Source organism: Streptomyces sp. NPDC004284 (genome assembly GCF_042874035.1).
Classification (GTDB): Bacteria; Actinomycetota; Actinomycetes; order Streptomycetales; family Streptomycetaceae; genus Streptomyces.
The window spans coordinates 131,388-151,589 of record NZ_JBIAMJ010000001.1 but is presented as its reverse complement, the minus strand read 5'-3'; the positions used below and the strand labels follow the sequence as shown (position 1 = coordinate 151,589).

The 20,202-nt window shown below is 71.8% G+C and carries 18 protein-coding genes; 11 read left to right on the top strand and 7 right to left on the bottom strand.

Going from position 1 to position 20,202, the window contains the following annotated elements; translation table 11 throughout:
- The first annotated feature begins 105 nt into the window (after positions 1 to 105).
- Both ACFYUS_RS00785 and ACFYUS_RS00780 read left to right on the top strand, forming a co-directional pair.
- Positions 106 to 375: a hypothetical protein gene (locus ACFYUS_RS00785; RefSeq protein WP_388844156.1), complete on the top strand. Its 270-nt coding sequence runs from the start codon at positions 106 to 108 to the stop codon at positions 373 to 375.
- 50 nt (positions 376 to 425) lie between these two features.
- On the top strand, positions 426 to 917 hold the full coding sequence (locus ACFYUS_RS00780) for a hypothetical protein (RefSeq protein ID WP_388844154.1): 492 nt from the start codon (positions 426 to 428) through the stop codon (positions 915 to 917).
- 62 nt (positions 918 to 979) lie between these two features.
- Here the strand turns inward: ACFYUS_RS00780 and ACFYUS_RS00775 are convergent, their stop codons facing one another.
- The 4 genes from ACFYUS_RS00775 to ACFYUS_RS00760 all read right to left on the bottom strand — a co-directional run bounded on the left by ACFYUS_RS00775 (position 980) and on the right by ACFYUS_RS00760 (position 5,354).
- Positions 980 to 2,104, bottom strand: coding sequence for a GuaB3 family IMP dehydrogenase-related protein (locus ACFYUS_RS00775; RefSeq protein WP_388844152.1), 1,125 nt, complete (start codon positions 2,102 to 2,104; stop codon positions 980 to 982).
- 105 nt (positions 2,105 to 2,209) lie between these two features.
- Entirely contained in the window at positions 2,210 to 3,712 is a 1,503-nt protein-coding gene (gene guaB, locus ACFYUS_RS00770) for an IMP dehydrogenase (RefSeq protein WP_388844150.1), read from the bottom strand.
- Positions 3,713 to 3,896: 184 nt separating this feature from the next.
- Positions 3,897 to 4,499 (bottom strand): sigma-70 family RNA polymerase sigma factor, encoded by a 603-nt coding sequence (locus ACFYUS_RS00765; RefSeq protein ID WP_030318557.1) that lies wholly within the window; start codon positions 4,497 to 4,499, stop codon positions 3,897 to 3,899.
- A 243-nt stretch (positions 4,500 to 4,742) separates the two neighbouring features.
- Complete coding sequence (locus ACFYUS_RS00760; RefSeq protein WP_003948568.1) at positions 4,743 to 5,354, bottom strand: response regulator transcription factor; 612 nt, start codon at positions 5,352 to 5,354, stop codon at positions 4,743 to 4,745.
- A gap of 431 nt (positions 5,355 to 5,785) precedes the next feature.
- Between ACFYUS_RS00760 and ACFYUS_RS00755 the strand changes: the two genes are divergently transcribed.
- The gene (locus ACFYUS_RS00755; RefSeq protein ID WP_388844149.1) at positions 5,786 to 6,160 is read left to right on the top strand and encodes a WhiB family transcriptional regulator; all 375 of its coding nucleotides are present in this window, start codon (positions 5,786 to 5,788) and stop codon (positions 6,158 to 6,160) included.
- A gap of 102 nt (positions 6,161 to 6,262) precedes the next feature.
- On the opposite strand, the gene ACFYUS_RS00750 is transcribed toward ACFYUS_RS00755, so the two are convergent.
- Entirely contained in the window at positions 6,263 to 7,156 is an 894-nt protein-coding gene (locus ACFYUS_RS00750; protein WP_388844147.1) for a LysR family transcriptional regulator, read from the bottom strand.
- An 80-nt stretch (positions 7,157 to 7,236) separates the two neighbouring features.
- Between ACFYUS_RS00750 and ACFYUS_RS00745 the strand changes: the two genes are divergently transcribed.
- Positions 7,237 to 7,911: an MOSC domain-containing protein gene (locus tag ACFYUS_RS00745; protein WP_388844146.1), complete on the top strand. Its 675-nt coding sequence runs from the start codon at positions 7,237 to 7,239 to the stop codon at positions 7,909 to 7,911.
- A gap of 28 nt (positions 7,912 to 7,939) precedes the next feature.
- Entirely contained in the window at positions 7,940 to 8,713 is a 774-nt protein-coding gene (locus ACFYUS_RS00740; RefSeq protein ID WP_388844144.1) for an SDR family NAD(P)-dependent oxidoreductase, read from the top strand.
- Positions 8,714 to 8,716: 3 nt separating this feature from the next.
- On the opposite strand, the gene ACFYUS_RS00735 is transcribed toward ACFYUS_RS00740, so the two are convergent.
- The gene (locus tag ACFYUS_RS00735; RefSeq protein WP_388845937.1) at positions 8,717 to 10,522 is read right to left on the bottom strand and encodes a DUF2264 domain-containing protein; all 1,806 of its coding nucleotides are present in this window, start codon (positions 10,520 to 10,522) and stop codon (positions 8,717 to 8,719) included.
- 163 nt (positions 10,523 to 10,685) lie between these two features.
- Here ACFYUS_RS00735 and ACFYUS_RS00730 point away from each other — a divergent pair, with 163 nt between their 5' ends.
- The 5 genes from ACFYUS_RS00730 (at position 10,686) to ACFYUS_RS00710 (ending at position 15,999) form a co-directional block, all read left to right on the top strand.
- A complete protein-coding gene (locus ACFYUS_RS00730) occupies positions 10,686 to 11,780 on the top strand; it encodes a substrate-binding domain-containing protein (RefSeq protein ID WP_388844142.1) in 1,095 nt (364 codons plus the stop codon).
- A 100-nt stretch (positions 11,781 to 11,880) separates the two neighbouring features.
- Entirely contained in the window at positions 11,881 to 13,197 is a 1,317-nt protein-coding gene (locus ACFYUS_RS00725) for an ABC transporter substrate-binding protein (RefSeq protein WP_388844140.1), read from the top strand.
- Positions 13,198 to 13,201: 4 nt separating this feature from the next.
- Positions 13,202 to 14,110 (top strand): carbohydrate ABC transporter permease, encoded by a 909-nt coding sequence (locus ACFYUS_RS00720; protein ID WP_388844138.1) that lies wholly within the window; start codon positions 13,202 to 13,204, stop codon positions 14,108 to 14,110.
- The gene (locus ACFYUS_RS00715; protein ID WP_388844136.1) at positions 14,107 to 14,961 is read left to right on the top strand and encodes a carbohydrate ABC transporter permease; all 855 of its coding nucleotides are present in this window, start codon (positions 14,107 to 14,109) and stop codon (positions 14,959 to 14,961) included. Before ACFYUS_RS00720 ends, ACFYUS_RS00715 begins: the two co-directional genes overlap by 4 nt.
- 18 nt (positions 14,962 to 14,979) lie before the next feature.
- Positions 14,980 to 15,999: a hydroxyacid dehydrogenase gene (locus tag ACFYUS_RS00710; RefSeq protein WP_388844135.1), complete on the top strand. Its 1,020-nt coding sequence runs from the start codon at positions 14,980 to 14,982 to the stop codon at positions 15,997 to 15,999.
- Here ACFYUS_RS00710 and ACFYUS_RS00705 read toward each other — a convergent pair.
- Positions 15,976 to 19,401, bottom strand: coding sequence for a hypothetical protein (locus ACFYUS_RS00705; protein WP_388844133.1), 3,426 nt, complete (start codon positions 19,399 to 19,401; stop codon positions 15,976 to 15,978). The genes ACFYUS_RS00710 and ACFYUS_RS00705 overlap by 24 nt on opposite strands.
- Positions 19,402 to 19,474: 73 nt before the next feature.
- Here ACFYUS_RS00705 and ACFYUS_RS00700 point away from each other — a divergent pair, with 73 nt between their 5' ends.
- Complete coding sequence (locus ACFYUS_RS00700) at positions 19,475 to 20,173, top strand: ester cyclase (protein ID WP_388844131.1); 699 nt, start codon at positions 19,475 to 19,477, stop codon at positions 20,171 to 20,173.
- Positions 20,174 to 20,202: the final 29 nt, after the last annotated feature.

Sequence of the window (20,202 nt, the reverse complement as noted above, 5' to 3'; positions counted from 1 at the left end):
CGGCCCCCGGCCGGAATCCCCTAGGTCGTTGTCATGTACCGGTGCTAGCCTCCGGGACCACCGCGCGCCGTTCCACGCGCGCGCGTACCGTCCCGGGGGCCCCGCGTGTTCGTCGTCTTCATCCTCCTGCTCTTCACGTTCTTCCTGGCGGCAGGGGTCGCCGGCCTCTGCCTGGCACTGAACGTCAAGAACTGCGCCGTTCGACTGGAGCAGCGGCAGCTGCGCAACATCGAGCTGCGCGCACACGCCAGGGGGGACCTGGGACCGCCCGACCGGGTCGCCACCGCCTTCGGCATCCGCGTGGCCGGCGGGCTGCTGTCCCTGTTCCCGTTCGGACTGATCCTCGCGGCGCTGACCGCCGCCTTCACCGGCTGACACACGTCACGCCCGGTCGCTCTTCACTGTTCCCTGGGGGGATCCACACCATGAGCCAGCCCGTTCCTCCGCCCGGCAACCCGTTCGCCGACGGCGCCGCGCCCCAGCAGTACCCGGTGGCCCCGCCGCCGGCCCCCGCCCGTGACAACGTGGCGCTCGGCCTGGTGGCCGCCCTGGTCGCGGCGCTCGTCGCCGCCGGTGCCTACGGCGGCATCGCCGGTGGCATCGAGCGGGAGATCGGCTGGGCCGCCGTGGGCGTCGGCTTCCTCACCGGCTTCGCGGCCGGCAAGGTCGGCGGCCGCAACCCGGCCCTCCCCGTGGTCAGCGCCGTGTTCTCGCTCGGCGCCGTGTACCTCGGCCAGCTGATCGCCCTCGCGATCATCGGCGGCAAGGAGCTGAACGTCTCCGCCACCACGCTCTTCCTCGACCACTTCGACGTCCTCACGGCGGCGTGGAAGGAAGACCTGGACCCGCTGACCTTCCTGTTCTTCGGCATCGCCGCCTTCGCCGCCTTCTCCGGCGCCAGGAAGGCCGCCGCGTAGCCGTACGTGGAGGGGCCCCGCACCACCCGGTGCGGGGCCCCTCCACGTACGTACGAACCGGCTCAGCGCTTGTGCTGGGCGTCCGCGACCGTGACCTCGACGCGCTGGAACTCCTTGAGCTCGCTGTAGCCCGTGGTGGCCATCGCGCGGCGCAGGGCGCCGAAGAAGTTCATCGAGCCGTCCGGGATGTGCGACGGGCCCGCGAGGATCTCCTCGGTGGTGCCGACGATGCCCAGGTCGACCAGCTTGCCGCGGGGGACGTCCTCGTGGACGGCCTCCATGCCCCAGTGGTGGCCCTTGCCGGGGGCGTCCGTGGCACGGGCCAGCGGGGAGCCCATCATGACGGCGTCGGCGCCGCAGGCGATGGCCTTCGGGAGGTCGCCGGACCAGCCGACACCGCCGTCGGCGATGACGTGCACGTACCGGCCGCCGGACTCGTCCATGTAGTCGCGGCGGGCCGCGGCCACGTCGGCGACCGCGGTCGCCATCGGGACCTGGATGCCGAGGACGTTGCGGGTGGTGTGCGCGGCGCCGCCGCCGAAGCCGACCAGGACACCCGCCGCGCCGGTGCGCATCAGGTGCAGGGCCGCGGTGTACGTGGCGCAGCCGCCGACGATGACCGGGACGTCCAGCTCGTAGATGAACTGCTTCAGGTTCAGCGGCTCGGCCGCGCCGGAGACGTGCTCGGCGGAGACCGTCGTGCCGCGGATGACGAAGATGTCCACGCCGGCGTCGACGACGGCCTTGGAGAACTGCGCGGTGCGCTGCGGGGAGAGCGCGGCGGCGGTGACGACACCGGAGTCGCGCACCTCCTTGATGCGCTGCCCGATCAGCTCCTCCTTGATCGGGGCGGCGTAGATCTCCTGCAGACGGCGGGTCGCGGTCTCCTCGTCCAGCTCGGCGATCTCGTCGAGGAGCGGCTGCGGGTCCTCGTACCGGGTCCAGAGACCCTCCAGGTTGAGGACGCCCAGGCCGCCCAGCTCGCCGATGCGGATGGCGGTCTGCGGCGAGACGACCGAGTCCATCGGGGCGGCCAGGAACGGCAGCTCGAAGCGGTAGGCGTCGATCTGCCAGGCGATCGAGACCTCCTTCGGGTCCCGGGTGCGCCGGCTCGGGACGACGGCGATGTCGTCGAACGCGTACGCCCTGCGGCCGCGCTTGCCGCGCCCGATCTCGATCTCAGTCACGATGTGTGGCCTTTCCCTCTATGTCTGCGCCTACCAGTATCCCCGACACAGGCCGAAGGGGCGGCTCCGGCCACATGCCGGAACCGCCCCCTCCGTCGCGCGCTGTTACTTCCTGCTGTAGTTCGGCGCCTCGACCGTCATCTGGATGTCGTGCGGGTGGCTCTCCTTGAGACCCGCCGAGGTGATCCGGACGAATCGGCCGTTCGCCTGGAGCTCCGGCACCGTGCGCCCGCCGACGTAGAACATCGACTGGCGCAGACCGCCCACCAGCTGGTGGACGACGGCCGCGAGCGGGCCGCGGTAGGGCACCTGGCCCTCGATGCCCTCGGGGACGAGCTTCTCGTCGGAGGCGACGCCCTCCTGGAAGTAGCGGTCCTTGGAGAAGGAGCGCTGCTCGCCGCGGGACTGCATGGCGCCGAGCGAGCCCATGCCGCGGTACGACTTGAACTGCTTGCCGTTGATGAAGAGCAGCTCGCCCGGGGACTCCTCGCAGCCCGCGAGCAGCGAGCCGAGCATCACCGTGTCGGCGCCGGCGACGAGGGCCTTCGCGATGTCGCCGGAGTACTGCAGACCGCCGTCGCCGATGACCGGGACGCCGGCCGCCTTGGCGGCGAGGGAGGCCTCGTAGATCGCGGTGACCTGCGGGACGCCGATGCCGGCGACCACGCGGGTGGTGCAGATGGAGCCCGGGCCGACACCGACCTTGATGCCGTCGACACCGGCGTCGATCAGCGCCTGGGCGCCGTCGCGGGTGGCGACGTTTCCGCCGATGACGTCGACCGAGGAGTTCGACTTGATCTTGGCGACCATGTCGCCGACCAGGCGGGAGTGACCGTGCGCGGTGTCGACGACGATGAAGTCGACGCCCGCCTCGATCAGGGCCTGGGCGCGCTCGTACGCGTCACCGGCGACACCGACGGCGGCGCCGACGAGCAGCCGGCCCTCCTTGTCCTTGGCGGCGTTCGGGTACTTCTCGGCCTTGACGAAGTCCTTGACCGTGATGAGGCCCTTGAGGACGCCCGCCTCGTCGACCAGCGGAAGCTTCTCGATCTTGTGGCGGCGCAGCAGCTCCATGGCGTCCACGCCGGAGATGCCGACCTTGCCGGTGACGAGCGGCATCGGGGTCATGACCTCGCGCACCTGGCGGCTGCGGTCCGACTCGAAGGCCATGTCGCGGTTGGTGACGATGCCGAGCAGCTTGCCGGCCGGGTCGGTGACCGGGACGCCGCTGATGCGGAACTTGGCGCAGATCGCGTCGGCCTCGGCGAGCGTCGCGTCCGGGTGGACCGTGATCGGGTCCGAGACCATGCCGGACTCGGAGCGCTTCACGAGGTCGACCTGGTTCGCCTGGTCGGCGATCGAGAGGTTGCGGTGCAGCACACCGACACCACCCTGTCGCGCCATGGCGATCGCCATGCGGGACTCGGTGACCTTGTCCATCGCGGCGGAGAGCAGCGGGATGTTCACCCGCACGTTCTTCGAGATGTACGAGGCGGTGTCGATCTGGTCGGGCGCCATGTCGGACGCGCCCGGCAGCAGCAGCACGTCGTCGTAGGTCAGCCCGAGTGTCGCGAATTTTTCGGGCACTCCGTCGACGTTGGCAGTCATGACACCTTCCCAAATGGCCTTGATCGGTGCGGGATGTCCATGCTAACGGGCTTGAGCCGTGTCTCATTCCACGATCAAGATCAGCGAGCAGCTTTGGACGTTCACACGTGTACGAAAGGGATGACGACGCCCGGCAAGGCTTACTGCTCGGCCAGGGCGCGCGGTCGGGCCGTGCGCGGACGGCTCACTGCTCCGCCAGCGCCCGGAGGCGGCTGAGGGCGCGGTGCTGTGCGACCCGGACGGCGCCCGGGGACATGCCGAGCATCTGGCCGGTCTCCTCGGCGGTCAGTCCGACCGCGACGCGCAGCACGAGCAGCTCGCGCTGGTTCTCCGGGAGGTTGGCGAGCAGCTTCTTGGCCCACTCGGCGTCGTCGCTGAGCAGGGCCCGCTCCTCGGGGCCGAGGGAGTCGTCGGGCCGCTCGGGCATCTCGTCGGAGGGCACGGCGGTGGACCCCGGGTGCCGCATGGCGGCCCGCTGGAGGTCGGCGACCTTGTGTCCGGCGATGGCGAAGACGAAGGCCTCGAAGGGCCTGCCGGTGTCCTTGTAGCGCGGCAGCGCCATCAGGACGGCGACGCAGACCTCCTGGGCGAGGTCCTCGACGAAGTGCCGGGCGTCGCCGGGCAGCCGGTTGAGGCGGGTGCGGCAGTACCGCAGGGCGAGCGGGTGGACCCGCGCGAGCAGGTCGTGGGTGGCCTGCGCGTCGCCTTCGACCGCGCGGTGCACGAGCGCGCCGATCTCCCCCTGCCCGGCAGGCATGGGGGAACCCACGGTCTCGTCGTCGCGCATCGCTCCATGGTGCCCCGACGCCTCTCGGTTCGCGGCACCGCGTCCGTAGTTGTGCACCGAAGCGTTATGAGCAGGTGCGCCGGCACTCATCTCCCGCGCCCTCCCCTCCCGCTCGATCGACTCGTCCCCGAGGAACTCCACATCTCAAGGATGCGGCATTCCGAGGGGAAGTGACACAAGCCCGCCCCGTCCACCCCACGACGGACGCGGGTGAGGACGGGGAGACCGCAGGTGACCTGCGATTCAGCGGACCAGGCCCCAGCGGAATCCGAGCGCGACGGCGTGCGCCCGGTCGGAGGCGCCCAGCTTCTTGAAGAGGCGCCGGGCGTGGGTCTTGACCGTGTCCTCGGAGAGGAAGAGCTCGCGCCCGATCTCCGCGTTGGACCGGCCGTGACTCATGCCTTCGAGGACCTGGATCTCGCGCGCGGTGAGGGTGGGCGCGGCGCCCATCTCGGCCGAGCGGAGGCGGCGCGGGGCGAGCCGCCAGGTCGGGTCGGCGAGCGCCTGCGTGACCGTGGCCCGCAGCTCGGCGCGCGAGGCGTCCTTGTGCAGGTAGCCGCGGGCACCCGCGGCGACCGCGAGCGCGACGCCGTCGAGGTCCTCGGCGACCGTGAGCATGATGATGCGGGCGCCGGGGTCCGCGGAGAGCAGCCGGCGGACGGTCTCCACGCCGCCCAGGCCGGGCATGCGCACGTCCATCAGAATCAGGTCCGAGCGGTCCGCGCCCCAGCGGCGGAGGACTTCCTCGCCGTTGGCCGCGGTGGTCACGCGCTCGACGCCGGGCACGGTCGCGACCGCGCGGCGGAGCGCCTCTCGGGCAAGCGGGGAGTCATCGCAGACGAGGACGGATGTCATGCCTGACCTCCGTGGCTCTCGCAGCTGTTGCGCGTCACCTTGAGCCTCCAGGGCTGTACGTATCGTCACCTGTGCGGTTGACGCTCTCGGACGTGTGCCCGATCGCTTGTTCCTTCAACCGCCTCCGCACTCTCAACGACGGTCACTCGAAAGAGTTACGGGTCGGACGGCGTCTTCGGCACTCTACGTGAGGAGTCGTGCGCGGAGGAGAGTGTCGCAGGTCGTTCGTCCCAACATCAAAAGCTATGCCCCATTTAGCGGGATTTCTTCCCTTTTCGCAGTGTCTGTGGCTAGATTCGCAATGAGTCATATTTACATCTACTTCGACAGTAGGTGTACAGCCCGGACCCGTCGGGACCCGAGGAGCCCCGGCCATCAGCCATCCACCCGCCCACCTATCCGTTCGACACGGTTTCAAGGGGACAAGCGCAATGGCAGATTTCTCCCGCCTTCCCGGACCCAACGCCGATCTGTGGGACTGGCAACTCCTCGCGGCCTGCCGTGGAGTCGACAGCTCCCTGTTCTTCCACCCCGAGGGAGAGCGCGGCGCGGCACGGAGTGCGCGCGAGAACTCGGCGAAAGAGGTCTGCATGCGGTGCCCGGTGCGCGCGGAGTGCGCGGCACACGCACTCGCCGTGCGGGAGCCCTACGGCGTATGGGGCGGCCTCACCGAGGACGAACGCGAAGAGCTCATGGGACGCGCGCGCAATCGCCTGATCACGACGGCACCGGCCACCGCGCCGGTCGCGTCCGCCGCGTCCACGACATCCATGACGTCGATGACATCCATCGGGGACCGTATGTGACGGAACGTTTCTTCAGTGCGCTGAGCACCGTCTGACCGCACCGCGGCCGTACGGACCCGCGCCCGCGCGCGCCGCCTCTCCGCGCGCGCGTGGCGGCGCGGCTCAGTCCCGCGCGGCGGCGCGGATCAGTTCGTCGAGCGTGGCGGCGACGGCCGGGACCTGTGCGAGGTCCGGCAGCGTCAGGGCCACGATCTCCCGCTCCACGGCCGGCTCCACGGCCACGGTCCGCGCCCCCTTGGGCCGTACGGACTCGATGGCCAGCTCCGGCAGGACGGCGACGCCCAGACCGGCGCCGACCAGGCCCACCACGGCCGGGTAGTCGTCGGTGGCGAAGTCGATGCGGGGGGTGAAGCCCGCCTCCTCGCAGACGTCCACGAGCTGGCGGCGACAGCGCGGGCAGCCCGCGATCCAGGACTCGTCCGCGAGTTCCGCGATGCCGACCGACCCGGCCCCGGCGAGCCGGTGCCCCTCGGGCACCAGGCCGACGAGCCGGTCGGCGAGCAGCGGGCGGACCACCAGGTCGTCCCACTCGGCCTGCCCGGCCCCGTACCGAAAGGCGAGGGCGATGTCGCAGTCGCCCTCGCGGAGCATCTCGATCGAGCGCGGCGGTTCGGCCTCGACGAGGGAGACGCGGGTGCCGGGGTGCGCGGCCCGCAGCGCGGCGAGCGCGGTGGGCACCAGGGTGGAGCTGCCGCTGGGGAAGCTGACCAGGCGGACGCGGCCCGCCCGGAGCCCGGCGATGGCGGCGACCTCCTCCTCGGCGGCGGTGAGCCCGGCGAGGATGCCGGAGGCGTGGCGCACCAGGACCTCGCCGGCCTGGGTCAGGCGCATCTCGCGTCCCGTACGGATCAGCAGCGGCGTGCCGGCGGAGGCTTCGAGCGCCTTCATCTGCTGGCTGACGGCGGGCTGGGTGCAGCCGAGTTCGCGCGCGGCGGCCGAGAAGGAGCCGGTGGCGGCGACGGCGCGCAGGACGCGGAGGTGGCGGGCCTCGATCATGCGTCCAGCATAAGCGACTCTTGGGTGAAGCCTCCTATTATCGCGAGCGCCTTTGAGATCGGCGCCCGTACAGTGCCCGCATGACCTTGCTGAGCGTGAATGTGGGCCGTGCCAGGCCCGTGGAGTACACGGACGCCGCCTCGGGGATGACGGGCATCGACAAGCGTCCGGTGGAGGGGCCCGTGCGGATCGAGGCGCCGGGGGCGCCCGGGGTCGGGGCGAGCGGGGTCGCCGGGGACACGGTCTGCGACCTGCGCTTCCACGGCGGCGACGACCGGGCGGCGTACGCCTTCGCCCGCGAGGACATGGACCTGTGGGAGCGGGAGCTCGGCCGCGAACTGGCCAACGGCTCCTTCGGCGAGAACCTCACCACCCGGGGCCTCGACGTGAACGGGGCCCTGATCGGCGAGCGGTGGCGGATCGGCGAGGAGGTGGTCCTGGAGGTGACCGGCGGCCGCATCCCGTGCCGCACCTTCGCGGGCTTCGTCGAGGAGAAGGGCTGGGTGAAGCGGTTCACGCAGTCGGAGGCCGGTCCCGGCGCGCTGCTGCGGGTGATCGAGCCGGGCGAGGTGCGGGCCGGCGACCCGATCACCGTGGTGCACCGGCCGGACCACGGCATCACCGTCGCGTACCTGCACCGCGCCGCGACCACCGAACGCGCCCTGCTGCCCTCCACGTTGGTGGCGGCCGAGTGGATGGAGTCCGGACTCCTCGCGCTCGCCCGCCGCTACCAGGAGAAGTACGCCCAGGCGTAGGGGCGGGACGGGGCACTAGGTTGCCGTCATGACGACTGCACTGATTACGGGCGCCACCGCGGGCATCGGGGCCGCCTTCGCACGGAGACTGGCGGCGGACGGCCATGACGTCGTGCTCGTGGCCAGGGACGTGACGCGGCTGCGGGAGCAGGCGACCGAACTGCACGACCGGCACGGCGTCGAGGCCGAGGTCCTCGCGGCGGACCTCTCCGAGGAGGAGGGCATCGCCGCCGTCGAGGCCCGGCTCTCCGACCCGAGGCGGCCGGTGGACATACTCGTGAACAACGCGGGCTTCGGCAACAAGGGCCGTTTCCTCGAGGTCTCCATGGCCGACGAGCTGAAGATGCTGACGGTGCACTGCGAGGCGGTGCTGCGGCTGACCTCGGCGGCCGCCGCCGCGATGAAGGACCGCCGCCGGGGCGCCGTGGTGAACGTCGCCTCGGTCGCGGCCTTCGTGCCCCGCGGCACGTACGGCGCCTCGAAGGCCTGGGTCGTGCAGTTCACCCAGGGCGCGGCGCGGGACCTCGCGGGCAGCGGGGTGCGGCTGATGGCGCTCTGCCCCGGCTTCGTACGGACCGAGTTCCACGAGCGGGCCGGGATGGGCACGGACAACATCCCGGGCTGGATGTGGCTCGACGCGGACAAGCTGGTGACGGCGGCGCTCACCGACCTGAAGCGGGGGAAGACCCTGTCGATCCCGGACCCCCGCTACAAGGCCCTCATGGGTGTGGCGAAGCTGGCGCCGCGCGGCCTGCTGGGCGGGGTCTCCTCCAAGGCGGGCCGCAAGTACGGGCCGGAGTAGGCCCTATGCGGGGCTCCTCGGGTCGAGGTGCGCGGTGGTGCCGTCCTGCCAGGTCACCGTCAGCAGGCACCCGTCGACCCGGACGTCCGCGAGCGTCGACACGGGTGCGGGGTCGGGCTCGGCCGTGAGGGACGCGAGGGCCGCGAAGAGCGCGGCCGGGCCGTGCGTGGTGCCGTGCAGGGCCAGGGTGCGGCTGCCGGGGCCCTGAAGGGTTTCCCCGGTGGGGAGTTCCCCGGCTTCGGGGCGGTAGCCGTGCACCGGGTGGAGCTGGGCGTGCGGGCCGTCGGGGGTGACGGCCCAGCCGGTCTGCCGTACGGGGGTCCCCTCGGGGGCGCCGAGGACGAGGTGGGCGCGGAGTTCGGCGCGGCCGTGGACGAGGGTCGCGGAGAGGACCCGGACGCCGGGCAGCGGGTGGTGGACGGAGGCGGCCCGGTCGGGGCCGGTGCCGGCCGGGACGGCGGGGCCCCGGGGGGTCGCCCGCCCGTCGACGATCAGGGAGAAGTGGTTGTCGGCCGCCGCCGTCCCCGTACTGGGTCCCGTACGGGTGGAGTAGGCGTGGCGGGCGTAGCCGGGGTCGTCATCCTCGCCCGGCGCGCTGTGGACGTGGTTGCTGCCGTGGTTGTGGAGGCGTACGAGCCCGTCGGCGGCGGTGGTCTGGACGAGCAGCCCGGCGGGGGCGAAGGGGAGGACCGTGTCGGCGCGTTCGGCGGGCAGGGGTTCCTCGGGGTCGGTCCAGGCGGGGTGGCCGGCGGGCAGGAGGAGGCCGAGGAAGCCCTTGGACGCCCAGTAGGGGGAGCCGGGGCCCGAGTACTCCTGGACGAGCGGCGGGTACGGGCCGTGCCAGCCGAGGGTGAGGAGCCCGCGCTCGTCGGTGGCCCCGTGCCGGTGGAAGTACCGCAGGGCGCCGGAGGCGAGGCGGCGGGTGGCGCCGGGGGTGAGCGGGGTGTGGCCGGTGAGGGTGCCGAGCCAGGGGGCGGCGGCCGCGGCGAAGCGGTAGATCAGGGAGCGCCCGTACGGGACGGGGGCGCCGTTCGCGTCGAAGAGGTGGACGTACGCGTCGAGGTGGGCGCGCAGCCGGGGGCCGTACCGGCCGAGGAGGTCCTCGTCGCCGGCGAGGTGGGCGTGGAGGACGGGGTAGAAGTGCAGGGCCCAGGCGTTGTAGTGGTCGAAGGCCCGGTTGTCGCCGTCGCTGTACCAGCCGTCGCCGAGGTACCAGTCCTCGATCCGGGCGAGGGAGCGGTCGATCGTGGCGGCGGCGCGGTCGGTCTCGATCCCGGCGTCCTGGAGGAAGCCGGCGACGGTGAGGCCGAAGAGCCACCAGTTGTTGTCGACCGGGGAGGGGCCGAGGGCGGGCAGGAGCCAGTCGACGGCCCGCTGCCGGGTGCGGTCGTCGAGGCGGTCCCAGAGCCAGGGCCGGGTGAGGCGGAGGCCGAGGGCGATCGAGGCGGATTCGACGATCGCCTGGCGGGTGTCGGCCATCAGGGGCCAGGAGTCCCGGTCGTCCCGTCCTGGCTTCCCGGTCCCGGCCGCGAGCCCTTCCGCGTACCGGTCGAGGTGGCCGTGCGGGTCCTCGCCGTGGGCGCCGGCGACGCGGAGGGCGGCGAGGAGGAAGGTGCGGGCCCAGCCCTCCAGGCCGTCGGAGCGGGCGCCGGACCAGCTGGGGCGGGGCCCGGGGAGGTCGACGAGACCGCCGCCGGGCGAGGCGAACGGGCGGACGTCCAGGAGGAGCCGGTCGGCCGCGGCCTCCCAGTGGGCACGGGTCCAGCCGGTGTACGGGCTGAGCTCACGGTTCTCGGGCGGCGTGGGCATCATGCTCCCTGGGGCCTGTCACGGCGTCTGCGTCGCCGGGAATCCTGGACAGACTTCGAGCGGACGTCAAGAGAATCGGATCGAATGATCGAAAGTTCTGTCGTTCGATCATCTCTGGAGCTAGGCTCAAGGGACCACCACCACCGCGAGGGGGAACCGCGCCGTGCGCGAGAGTGCTGCCGAACGACACGACCGACTGCTGGCCCTGGTGCGCGAGCGCGGCACCGCCCGCGTCTCCGAACTGGCCGAACGCCTCGGGGTCTCCCCCGTCACCGCCCGCCGGGACGTCGAGGCCCTGGCCGGCCAGGGCCTGCTCGACCGGGTGCACGGCCAGGTCTCCTGGCCGCAGCGCGGGGCCGGCGGCGGACGCTCCGGCGAGGGCCTGGTCCTCGGCCTGCTCGCGCCCTCCGCCACGTACTACTTCGCCGAGGTCATCCGGGGGGCGCACGAGGCGGCGGCCCGCGCCGGGGCGCGGCTCGTGCTGCGGATCTCCGACTACCGGCCGGAGGAGGACCGGGCCCGCGTCGAGGGCCTCCTCGCGGCGGGCGCCGAGGGCGTCCTCGTCGCGCCCGGCTGGCGCGGACTGCCCGAGGACCGGCTCGCGTACGGCGACTGGCTGGCCGAACTGCCCGTGCCGGCCGTCCTCCTGGAGCGCCGCGCCGAGCCCGGCAGCCCGCTCGACGGCCTGGACCGGGTCGCCTCCGACCACGCCCACGGCGTGCTGCTCGCCCTGCGCCACCTGCTCTCGCTCGGCCACGCGACGCCGCTGCTCGTGGCCCGCCGGGACTCCCCGACCGCCTTCGCGGTGCGCGCGGGCTACGCCGAGGCGCTGGGGACGCTCGGCCTGAAGGAGCCGCGCCCGGTGATCGACTCCGTACCGGCCGAGGCCGATCCGGAGGGCTTCGAGCGGGCGGTGCGGGCGCTGCACGAGGCCGTCGGTTCGGGCCTGGCGAGCGCGGCCCTGGTGCACAACGACGTGGACGCGATCGAGATCGTGCAGCGCCTGGCCGACCTGGGCGTACGGGTGCCGCAGGACCTGGCCCTGATCGCGTACGACGACGAGGTCGCCGCCCTCGCCGACACCCCGCTGACGGCGGTCGCCCCGCCGAAGCGGCAGGTGGGCCGGCACGCCACGGAACTCCTGGTGGAGCGGCTCACGGAGGCCTCCGACGAGGAGACGGCGCGGCGTCATCTGAGTCTGCTGCCGTGGCTGCGGGTGCGGGACTCGTGCGGGGCCCACTCCGCGCCTTCGATCTGATCTTTTTTCGATCAATCAATCTTTCGCTCTTGACTTCGGTCATGAACGGTCACAGGATCACGGCCACAACCCCAGCCGCCCCGCCCTCAGGAGCCGTGCCGTGACCCGTACCTGGAGCAGAACGTCCCGCGTCATAGCCGGCACCGCCACCGCCCTGGCCGTCCTCACGGCCTGCGGCGGCGGTGGTGACGACACCGCAAGCAAGCCGTCCGGGCCCGTGACCATCACCTTCTGGGGCTGGGCCAAGGGCTCCAAGGACGTCGTGGACGCCTTCAACGCCTCCCACGAAGACATCCAGGTGAAGTTCGAGGAGATCCCCTCCGGCAACGCCGGCGGCTACGCCAAGATCTCCAACGCCGTGAAGGCGGGCAACGCCCCCGACCTGGTCTCCATCGAATACGCCGCGCTCCCCGAGTTCGTGAGCTCCGGCGCCCTCCAGGACATCGGCGACCAGTTCACCGAGGCCGACCGCGCCAAGCTCCTCCCGCAGTCCGTCGAACTCACCACCCTCGGCGGAAAGTCCTGGGCCGTCCCCTTCGACGCCGCCCCGCAGGCCTTCTTCTACCGCAAGGACCTCTTCGCCAAGTACAAGATCCAGGTCCCCGCCACCTGGGACGCGTTCAAGAAGGCCGCCGAGCAGGTCAAGAAGGCCGACGCCAAGGCCCGCATCGCCACCTTCTTCCCCGACGACCCGGCCACCTTCGAGGCCCAGGTCTGGCAGGCCGGCGCCCAGTGGTTCAAGGCCGAGAACGACACCTGGAAGATCGACACCACCGACCCGGCCACCACCAAGGTCACCGCCTACTGGCAGGGCCTCCTCGACGCCGACCTCGTCCACAAGGACGCCTCCTTCAGCCCCGAGTGGGTCGGCTCCCTCAAGAACGACACCACCATCGGCTACCTCGGCGCCTCCTGGGGCGCGGGCGTCCTCAAGGGCAACGTCCCCGAGATGGGCGGCAAGTGGGCCGTCGCCCCCATCCCCACCTGGGACGGCAAGCCCGCCAGCGGCATGCTCGGCGGCACCTCCTTCGCCGTCACCAAGGACAGCGGGCAGAAGGCCGCGGCCGTCACCTTCGCCGAGTGGATGTCCACCACCGAGGAGGGCGTCAAGTCCCGGATCGCCTCCGGCACCTCCAGCGCCTTCCCCGCCGACGCCGACCTGCGCCCCGTCGCCAAGAAGGCCTTCGACGCGAGCTTCTACGGCGGCCAGGACATCTACACCCTCTTCGAGGCCGCCGGCGCCTCCATCAACCCCAACTGGTCCTGGGGCCCGACCTCCGGCACCACCAACACCGCGATCAAGGACGCCTTCGGCAAGCTCGCCCAGGGCGGCCCGTCCATCGCCGACGCCGTCAAGGCCGGCCACGACGCCACCGTCACCGAACTCACCAAGCGCGGCCTGAAGGTCGAGGGCTGACCCGATGAAGGCCCGCACCCGCGCCGCGGCGCTCCTGCTGACCCCCTTCTTCGTCCTGTTCACCGCGGTGATGGTGCTGCCGATCGGATACGCGGTCTGGCTCAGCCTCTTCACCGAGAAGCAGTCCGGACTGGGCTTCGGCGGCACCGAGACCGTCTTCAGCGGCCTCGACAACTACACCGCGGCGCTGGGTGACCGGGCCTTCCTGGAGGGCTTCGGCGTCCTGCTCGGATACTGCCTGCTCTACATCCCGCTGCTGCTCGCCGGGGCCCTCGGCCTCGCCCTCCTGCTCGACTCGGCGCTCGCCCGCGCCCGCCGCTTCTTCCAGCTCGCGCTCTTCCTGCCGCACGCCGTCCCCGGCATCATCGCCGCCCTGATCTGGGTCTACCTCTACACGCCCCAGCTCAGCCCGGTCGTGCGGGCCATGGACGCCGGAGGCATCGGCTTCGACTTCTTCTCCCCCGAGGGCACCCTGCCCTCCGTCGTCAACATCGCCCTGTGGGAGTGGCTCGGCTACAACATGGTCATCTTCTACGCCGCCCTCCAGGCCATCGACCGCTCCGTCCTCGAAGCGGCCACCGTCGACGGCGCCGGCGCCTGGCGCACCGCCTTCGCCATCAAGATCCCGCTGGTCAAGGCCTCGCTCGCGATGGTCGCCCTCTTCACGATCATCGGCTCCCTCCAGCTCTTCACCGAGCCGCTCATCCTCAACAAGGGCACCGGCTCCGCCGTCACCTCCACCTGGACGCCGAACATGTACGCCTACACCGCGGCCTTCGACCGCAACGACTACGGACTCGCCGCCGCGGCCTCCGTCCTCCTCGCCCTGACGGCGGCGCTGCTCTCCTTCGCGGTGACCAGACTGACCGGCCGCCGGAAGTCGGGCGAGGCACGGAAGGAGAAGGCCGCATGAGCCGGCCCCGCACCCCGAACAGATGGCTCTCGAAGACGGCCGTCAACGGCGCCCTCGTCCTCGCCGTCGTCTACATGCTCTTCCCGCTCGTCTGGCTGCTCACCGCCGCCACCAAGGACGCCGGCGGCCTCCTCGCCGGAGACGCCTTCTCCTTCGAGGGCTTCGACCTCGGCGGCAACCTCTCCCGGCTCGCCGCGTACAACGACGGCGTCTACTTCCACTGGTACGCCAACAGCCTCCTCTACGCGGGCCTCGGCGCCCTCGCCTGCTCCCTCGTCAGCGTCGCCGCCGGATACGCCTTCCACGTCTACGACTTCCGCGGCAAGGAGAAGCTCTTCGGTCTCGTCCTCCTGGGCGTGCTCGTCCCCACCACCGCGCTCGCCCTGCCGATGTACCTCCTGGCCAGCGAGATCGGCGTCGTCAACACCTACTGGGCCGTCCTGATCCCCGTCCTCGTCAACCCCTTCGGCGTCTACCTCTCCCGGGTCTTCTGCGCCGGCTACATCCCCGACGAGGCCCTGGAGGCCGCCCGCATCGACGGGGCCGGCGAGATGCGCGTCTTCTGGTCCATCGGCCTGCGCATGGTCATGCCCGGCTTCGTGACCGTCTTCCTCTTCCAGTTCACCGCCGTCTGGAACAACTTCTTCCTCCCCCTGGTGATGCTCTCGGACCAGAAGCTCTACCCGCTGAGCCTCGGCCTGTACGCGTGGAACAGCAACGCCCACGCCGAACCCGACTTCTACCCCCTCGTCGTCACCGGATCCCTGCTCGCCGTCGTCCCCCTCGTCGTCGCCTTCGTCTCCCTCCAGCGCCACTGGAAGGCCGGTCTGACGGCCGGCAGCGTCAAGTGAGGAAGGCCCGTACCCACGATGCACCCGACCACTGACCATCGCCCGTCCCTCCTCCTCGCCATGGGCCCGGGAGTCGACGACCGCCTCCTCACGGACGCCCACCGCACCCGCCTCGCCCGACTCGCGCACACCGACCCCCACCTGGTGGCCCACGACCTGACCGCCCCGGACACACGGGTCGCCGCGGCCCTCGCCGAGGCCGAGATCCTCCTCACCTGCTGGGGAGCGACCCCGCTCACGGCCGAGGTCCTGGCCCGCGCCCCGAAGCTCAAGGCGGTCATCCACGCGGCCGGCTCCGTCAAACACCACATCACCGACGCCTGCTGGGAACGCGGACTCCGCGTCACCTCGGCCGCCGCCGCCAACGCCCTCCCCGTCGCCGAATACACCCTCGCCGCGATCCTCTTCGCCGGGAAGCGGGTCCTGCGCTCCGCCCAGCGGTACGGGGAACTCCGCACCGACGACGCCTGGCTGACGGAGTCCACCGCCTGGGGCAACTACCGCCGCACCATCGGCGTCGTCGGCGCCTCCCGCATCGGCCGCCGCGTCGTCGAACTCCTCCGCCCCTTCGACTTCGAGATCCTGCTGTACGACCCGTACGTGACGACCCCGCCGCCCGGCACCGAGCTCGTCGGCCTCGACGAACTCTGCGCCCGCAGCACGGTCGTCTCGATCCACGCTCCCCAACTGCCCTCCACCCACGGCATGATCGGCGCCGCCCAGCTCGCCGCGATGCCGGACGGCACCACCCTGATCAACACCGCCCGCGGTTCCCTCGTCGACGAGCCGGCCCTCCTCCCCCACCTCGTCTCGGGCCGCCTCCACGCGATCCTCGACGTGACGGACCCGGAACTCCCACCGTCCGAATCACCGTTGTGGACCCTTCCGAACGTCCTCCTCACCCCCCACGTCGCCGGCTCCCTCGGCAACGAACTCCACCGCATGGCGGACCAGGCGATCGAGGAGGTCGCGCGGTACGGGCGGGGGGAACCGTTCGCGGAGGAGGTGCGGGCTTCAGACCTCCAGCGCTCGGCGTAGGCGCTCCCCCTCGGCCTCGACGACCGGGATCGCGTCCGGGGCCACGGCGAGCGCCACCTCCAGGGAGTCCTCCCAGGCACCGAGGTGGAGGGCGAATGCGGCGAACCGGCGCGCCTCCGCCGGACGGGGGTGGGCACGGGCCAGTTCGGCGTACGCCCGGCCACAGGCCAGACCGAGGTGATGCAGATCCTTGAGGAGGGCGGCCGCGGCGTCGAACTGCGCCGCCCGGACCAACTCGCCGACGAAGCCGGACAAGAGCAGGCGGGGCCCCTCGGCCTCCAGGGCACGGAACAGCCTGAGCGCCTGGCCGTACGCGCCGACGAGCACCAAGGCCACGGCCGCGTCCGGGGTCCGGTCGCGCACTGCTCGGAGCGCCAGAGAAACAGCCTCGACGCGTCGGTCGAGTGCCAGCAGAACGCGGATGACATCGACCGTGTTCTCGGCCGGTCCCTGCGAGACGGCCTCGCCGAGCAGCCGCTCCGCCTCTTCACGATGCCCGCTCTCCGCGAGTTCCCAGGCCATCCTGGCGTACGTCTCCGCGGCCCCCCGGTACGCGTGGATGCGCGGGACGAGGGCCATCGCACGGGCGACCTCACCTGCGGCGGCGAAGGCCAAAGCCGCGTCGCGGACGACGGTTCCGGAGTAGACGAAGTCCTCGACCAACCGGTCGGCGCGTTCGACGGCCCCGGCGGCCACATGAGCCGCCACGATCGGACCGATGAATTCGCCGTCGTCCAGCTCGGGCGTCCCCCCAGCCACGACCACAGCCCTCTCGAAGCGTCCGGCCGCCAGCAGCGCACGGACGGCGTAGCCTCCCGCCCCGTCCCCGGCGAGCGAGACCAGATCGGCGTCGAGGCCTCGCAGCAGCCCCCCGGCGCTGTCGGTCCGCCCCGCGTGCCCCAAGGACTCGGTGATGAGCGCGAGGTGGAGGAGCAGCTTGAAAGGTGACGGCTCGCGACGACGCCTTTCCTCGTCGTCGAGGATCCTTCTTGCCCCGGTCGCGTTCCCGGCGCCGTACAGTGCCCGCGCCAAGGAGACGACAGATTCCACCTGGTCACCCGCACGGGCCGCCTCATGGGCGCGATCGAGGCGTCCCCCGGCGACCAGGCAGCGCATCAGTTCCGTGATCACCAGCACTCCCTTCTCGCTGTGCACGAGACGATCGGTGATTCCTGCGACCTGGTCGAGCGCACCGCGGGCCAGCAGTGCGGAGGCGATGGCCACCCAGGCGTCGGTGTCCCAGGCCGTCCACATGTGATCGAGCAGAGCCCTGGCCCCTTCGACGTCTCCCGCCAGGGCCAGCCGTTCGGCAAGGCGGCCGCGTACCTGGGGGTGCATGCCGGTCGTTCTGCCGACGGCGCGGGCCTGCTCCCGCCTCCCGCTCGCCGCGAGCGCCAGCTCGTAGGAGGAAGGGTCTCCCCATCGCCCCACCTCGCGCGCCGCGTCGAACTCCTCGACCGCCACCAGCGCCTCGGTCAACTCCCGCAGAAGACGCATGTCCCGTCCGCCCGCCGCGTGCGTCGACAAGGGGTGCAGCCCTTCGGCACGGGCCGCCTCGGCAGCCTCCTCCCGCCCGATGTCACGCAGCGGGACCGCGGCCCGCAGCAGCACCAGCGCGCGCACCAGAGGATCGTCCGCGCCGCGTGCGGCCTGCTCCGCCTCGGGGACCCGACCGACACGGATCAGCGTCTCGACCACCACCGACATCGCGCGGGCCCGGGTTGTCGGATCCGGCTCCTCCCGTACGAGACGGAGGGCCGTTTCGCACCGGTCCGCCTCACCCAGCGCCCGGACGAGCGCGAGCAGGGGATCGGACCGTCGCGAGGAGTCCCGGATCGTCCCCACCAGACTCGCGGCGCGATCGTGGTCGCCGAGCCTGACAAGCAGGTGGACGGTGGCCTGCAGAGCCCACTCGCGGGGGGAACCGTGGAGCAGGGCGAGTGTGGCCGTCTCGGCCTCCTCGGCGAGTTTCGCCGCGCCGTCCGGATCCCCGCGCGCCATCAGCTCACGAGCCACCACGCATAACGCCTCGACCGCCCCCACGCCGTCCATGCTCCGGGCGAGCCGCACGGCTCGGCCGTCCTCGCCGATCGCCGCCCACCCCGCCACGATCGGGAGCGGCACGCTCTGCGCCCGGTCTTCCAACACCGTACGGTGGAACGCCAACCGGACCGCGTCGCTCACCAGACCGGTCCGGTCACCACCGGCGAGCCCCTGCGCCTCCGCCGCCCGCACCTCCCTCAGCGCCGCCTCGTCCGCACCGGTCGTCGCGAGCAGCCGGTCGTGACGCGCCTCGTCGAGGGCGCACACCACCATCCGGTCCAGGTTCCCCGTCTCCCGCAGCATCGGGAAGTACTCCAGCAGGAGGTACGTCGGGGTGAGTTCCGGCCAGCCCCGCTCCCGCCATCGGCCGGCCCATTCATGCAGCCTGCCACGGCACCGTTCCAGCTCCCGCGCGCCCAGCATCTCCCGTGCCCTCGCGTCGAGTTCCCCGTGGGCGAGGAGGTACGCGTCGCCGCGCAGGGTGAAGGTCCGTCCCGGGCCCGTCCGCAGCACGTCCTTCACCCGGTAAGGGGCTTCGCCGGTCAACTCGGCCAAGTCCTCCGCCGTCAGGCCGCCGTCGGCAGCGGTGAGCAGGGCAAGGAAGTCGTATGCCAGCCCTCCCGCCCCCAGCAGGTGCTTCAGCTCGCGCTCGGCCTCGACACGGATCGCGCGGGCCGCCGGGGACGGGGTGAGGAGCCGTACGACCGCCGGATCCCGCAGCGGATGGTCCTCCGGGACGTCGGCCGGGACGGGCGGGTTCGGCCGGCCGGAGACGATGACCGGCAGGTCGTACGGGAGGAGGGCCGCGATCGAGTGGGCGTCCGGTCCCGTGGTCACGCCCCGGTCCTCGTCCAGGCCGTCCACCAGGAGGACGAGACGCTCGCCGCGCGCCGCGCAGGCGCGTGCGGCCGTCCCGTACAGGCGCAGCAGGTGGGCCTGCCGGGTCGCGGCCGTGAGGAGGGCGGGCGCGGGCTCGGCGGCCAGTTCGGCGAGTTGCTCCAGGACGACGTCGACGTACGCGGCAGCGTCGTTCTGCGCGGCCCAGCGAGCGGTGACGAAGAAGGAGACGATCCGGATGCCTGGGGGCGGGTCGAGGGCGAACCACGACAGGAGGGCCGTCTTTCCCGCCCAGGCGTCGGCCCGCCACCACAGATAACCCGTCCCCGCGCGACTGAAGTCGGCGAGCTGCGACAACTCGGCTTCCCGGTGCACGAGTTCAGGCGGGGCGATCCGCCGGACCTGTTCCCGGTAGGCCGAGCGGACCATCGGGACCGCGCCCTGGACGACCTGGTTTCCGTCGCCGATCACGACGACGCCGGTCCTGTTGTCGACCGCGACCGACCGGTCTCCCCGTTTCACGTCCCCATGCTGCCAGGGCATCCCGGCCCTCCGGACCTAGACTGGAAAGGTCCTACCTGGTTCGGGAGGCGTCATGACCTTCGTACAAATCATCGACTGCAAGACGAGCCGGGTCGAGGACCTGAACCGGCTCATGGACCGGTGGGTCGAGCAGACCAAGGGCAAGCGGACCGCGACGCACAGCATCGTCGGGAAGGACCGGTCCGACGCCTCGCACGTCGTGGAGATCGTGGAGTTTCCCTCGTACGACGTGGCCATGACGAACTCGCAGCTTCCCGAGACCGACCGGATCTTCCGGGAGATGGTCGCGCTCTGTGACGAGATGCCGACCTTCACCGATCTGGACGTCCTCCGGGACGAGCAGATGTACAAGGCGACGTCCCGCCGGATCTTCGAGCTGCTCGCGACTCCGGGGGAGCTGCCGCCGCTCGACGAGGTGTTCGCCGAGGGGTACCACGATCACGACCCGAGCAATCCGAGCGATGTGCACGGGATGGACGCGCTGCGGCGCGAGGCCGAGATGTGGCGGGGGGCGTTCGACTTCGCGTTCACGGTCGAGGACCAGATCGCGGACGGGGACCGGGTCTGCAACCGGTGGACGTGGAAGGGGACCCATGTCGGCGACTTCATGGGGCTCCAGCCGACCGGGATGGAGGTGAGCATGACCGGGATGGTCGTCCACCGCTTCCGGGAGGACGGGAAGGCCGTCGAGGGGTGGTGGCAGTACGACCTGCTCGGGCTGATGGGGCAGCTCGGGGCCGTGGAGGGGTAGGGGGGCGGACGAACAGTGAGGCCCGGTGC

Excerpts from the sequence above, each read along its gene's own strand:
- ACFYUS_RS00735 (WP_388845937.1), bottom strand. The coding sequence starts at position 10,522 with ATGCCCACGCCGCCCGAGAACCGTGAGCTCAGCCCGTACACCGGCTGG.
- ACFYUS_RS00750 (WP_388844147.1), bottom strand. The coding sequence starts at position 7,156 with ATGATCGAGGCCCGCCACCTCCGCGTCCTGCGCGCCGTCGCCGCCACC.
- ACFYUS_RS00720 (WP_388844138.1), top strand. The coding sequence starts at position 13,202 with ATGAAGGCCCGCACCCGCGCCGCGGCGCTCCTGCTGACCCCCTTCTTC.
- ACFYUS_RS00715 (WP_388844136.1), top strand. The coding sequence starts at position 14,107 with ATGAGCCGGCCCCGCACCCCGAACAGATGGCTCTCGAAGACGGCCGTC.
- ACFYUS_RS00755 (WP_388844149.1), top strand. The coding sequence starts at position 5,786 with ATGGCAGATTTCTCCCGCCTTCCCGGACCCAACGCCGATCTGTGGGAC.
- ACFYUS_RS00700 (WP_388844131.1), top strand. The coding sequence starts at position 19,475 with ATGACCTTCGTACAAATCATCGACTGCAAGACGAGCCGGGTCGAGGAC.
- ACFYUS_RS00780 (WP_388844154.1), top strand. The coding sequence starts at position 426 with ATGAGCCAGCCCGTTCCTCCGCCCGGCAACCCGTTCGCCGACGGCGCC.
- guaB (WP_388844150.1), bottom strand. The coding sequence starts at position 3,712 with ATGACTGCCAACGTCGACGGAGTGCCCGAAAAATTCGCGACACTCGGG.
- ACFYUS_RS00760 (WP_003948568.1), bottom strand. The coding sequence starts at position 5,354 with ATGACATCCGTCCTCGTCTGCGATGACTCCCCGCTTGCCCGAGAGGCG.
- ACFYUS_RS00745 (WP_388844146.1), top strand. The coding sequence starts at position 7,237 with ATGACCTTGCTGAGCGTGAATGTGGGCCGTGCCAGGCCCGTGGAGTAC.
- ACFYUS_RS00740 (WP_388844144.1), top strand. The coding sequence starts at position 7,940 with ATGACGACTGCACTGATTACGGGCGCCACCGCGGGCATCGGGGCCGCC.
- ACFYUS_RS00765 (WP_030318557.1), bottom strand. The coding sequence starts at position 4,499 with ATGCGCGACGACGAGACCGTGGGTTCCCCCATGCCTGCCGGGCAGGGG.
- ACFYUS_RS00710 (WP_388844135.1), top strand. The coding sequence starts at position 14,980 with ATGCACCCGACCACTGACCATCGCCCGTCCCTCCTCCTCGCCATGGGC.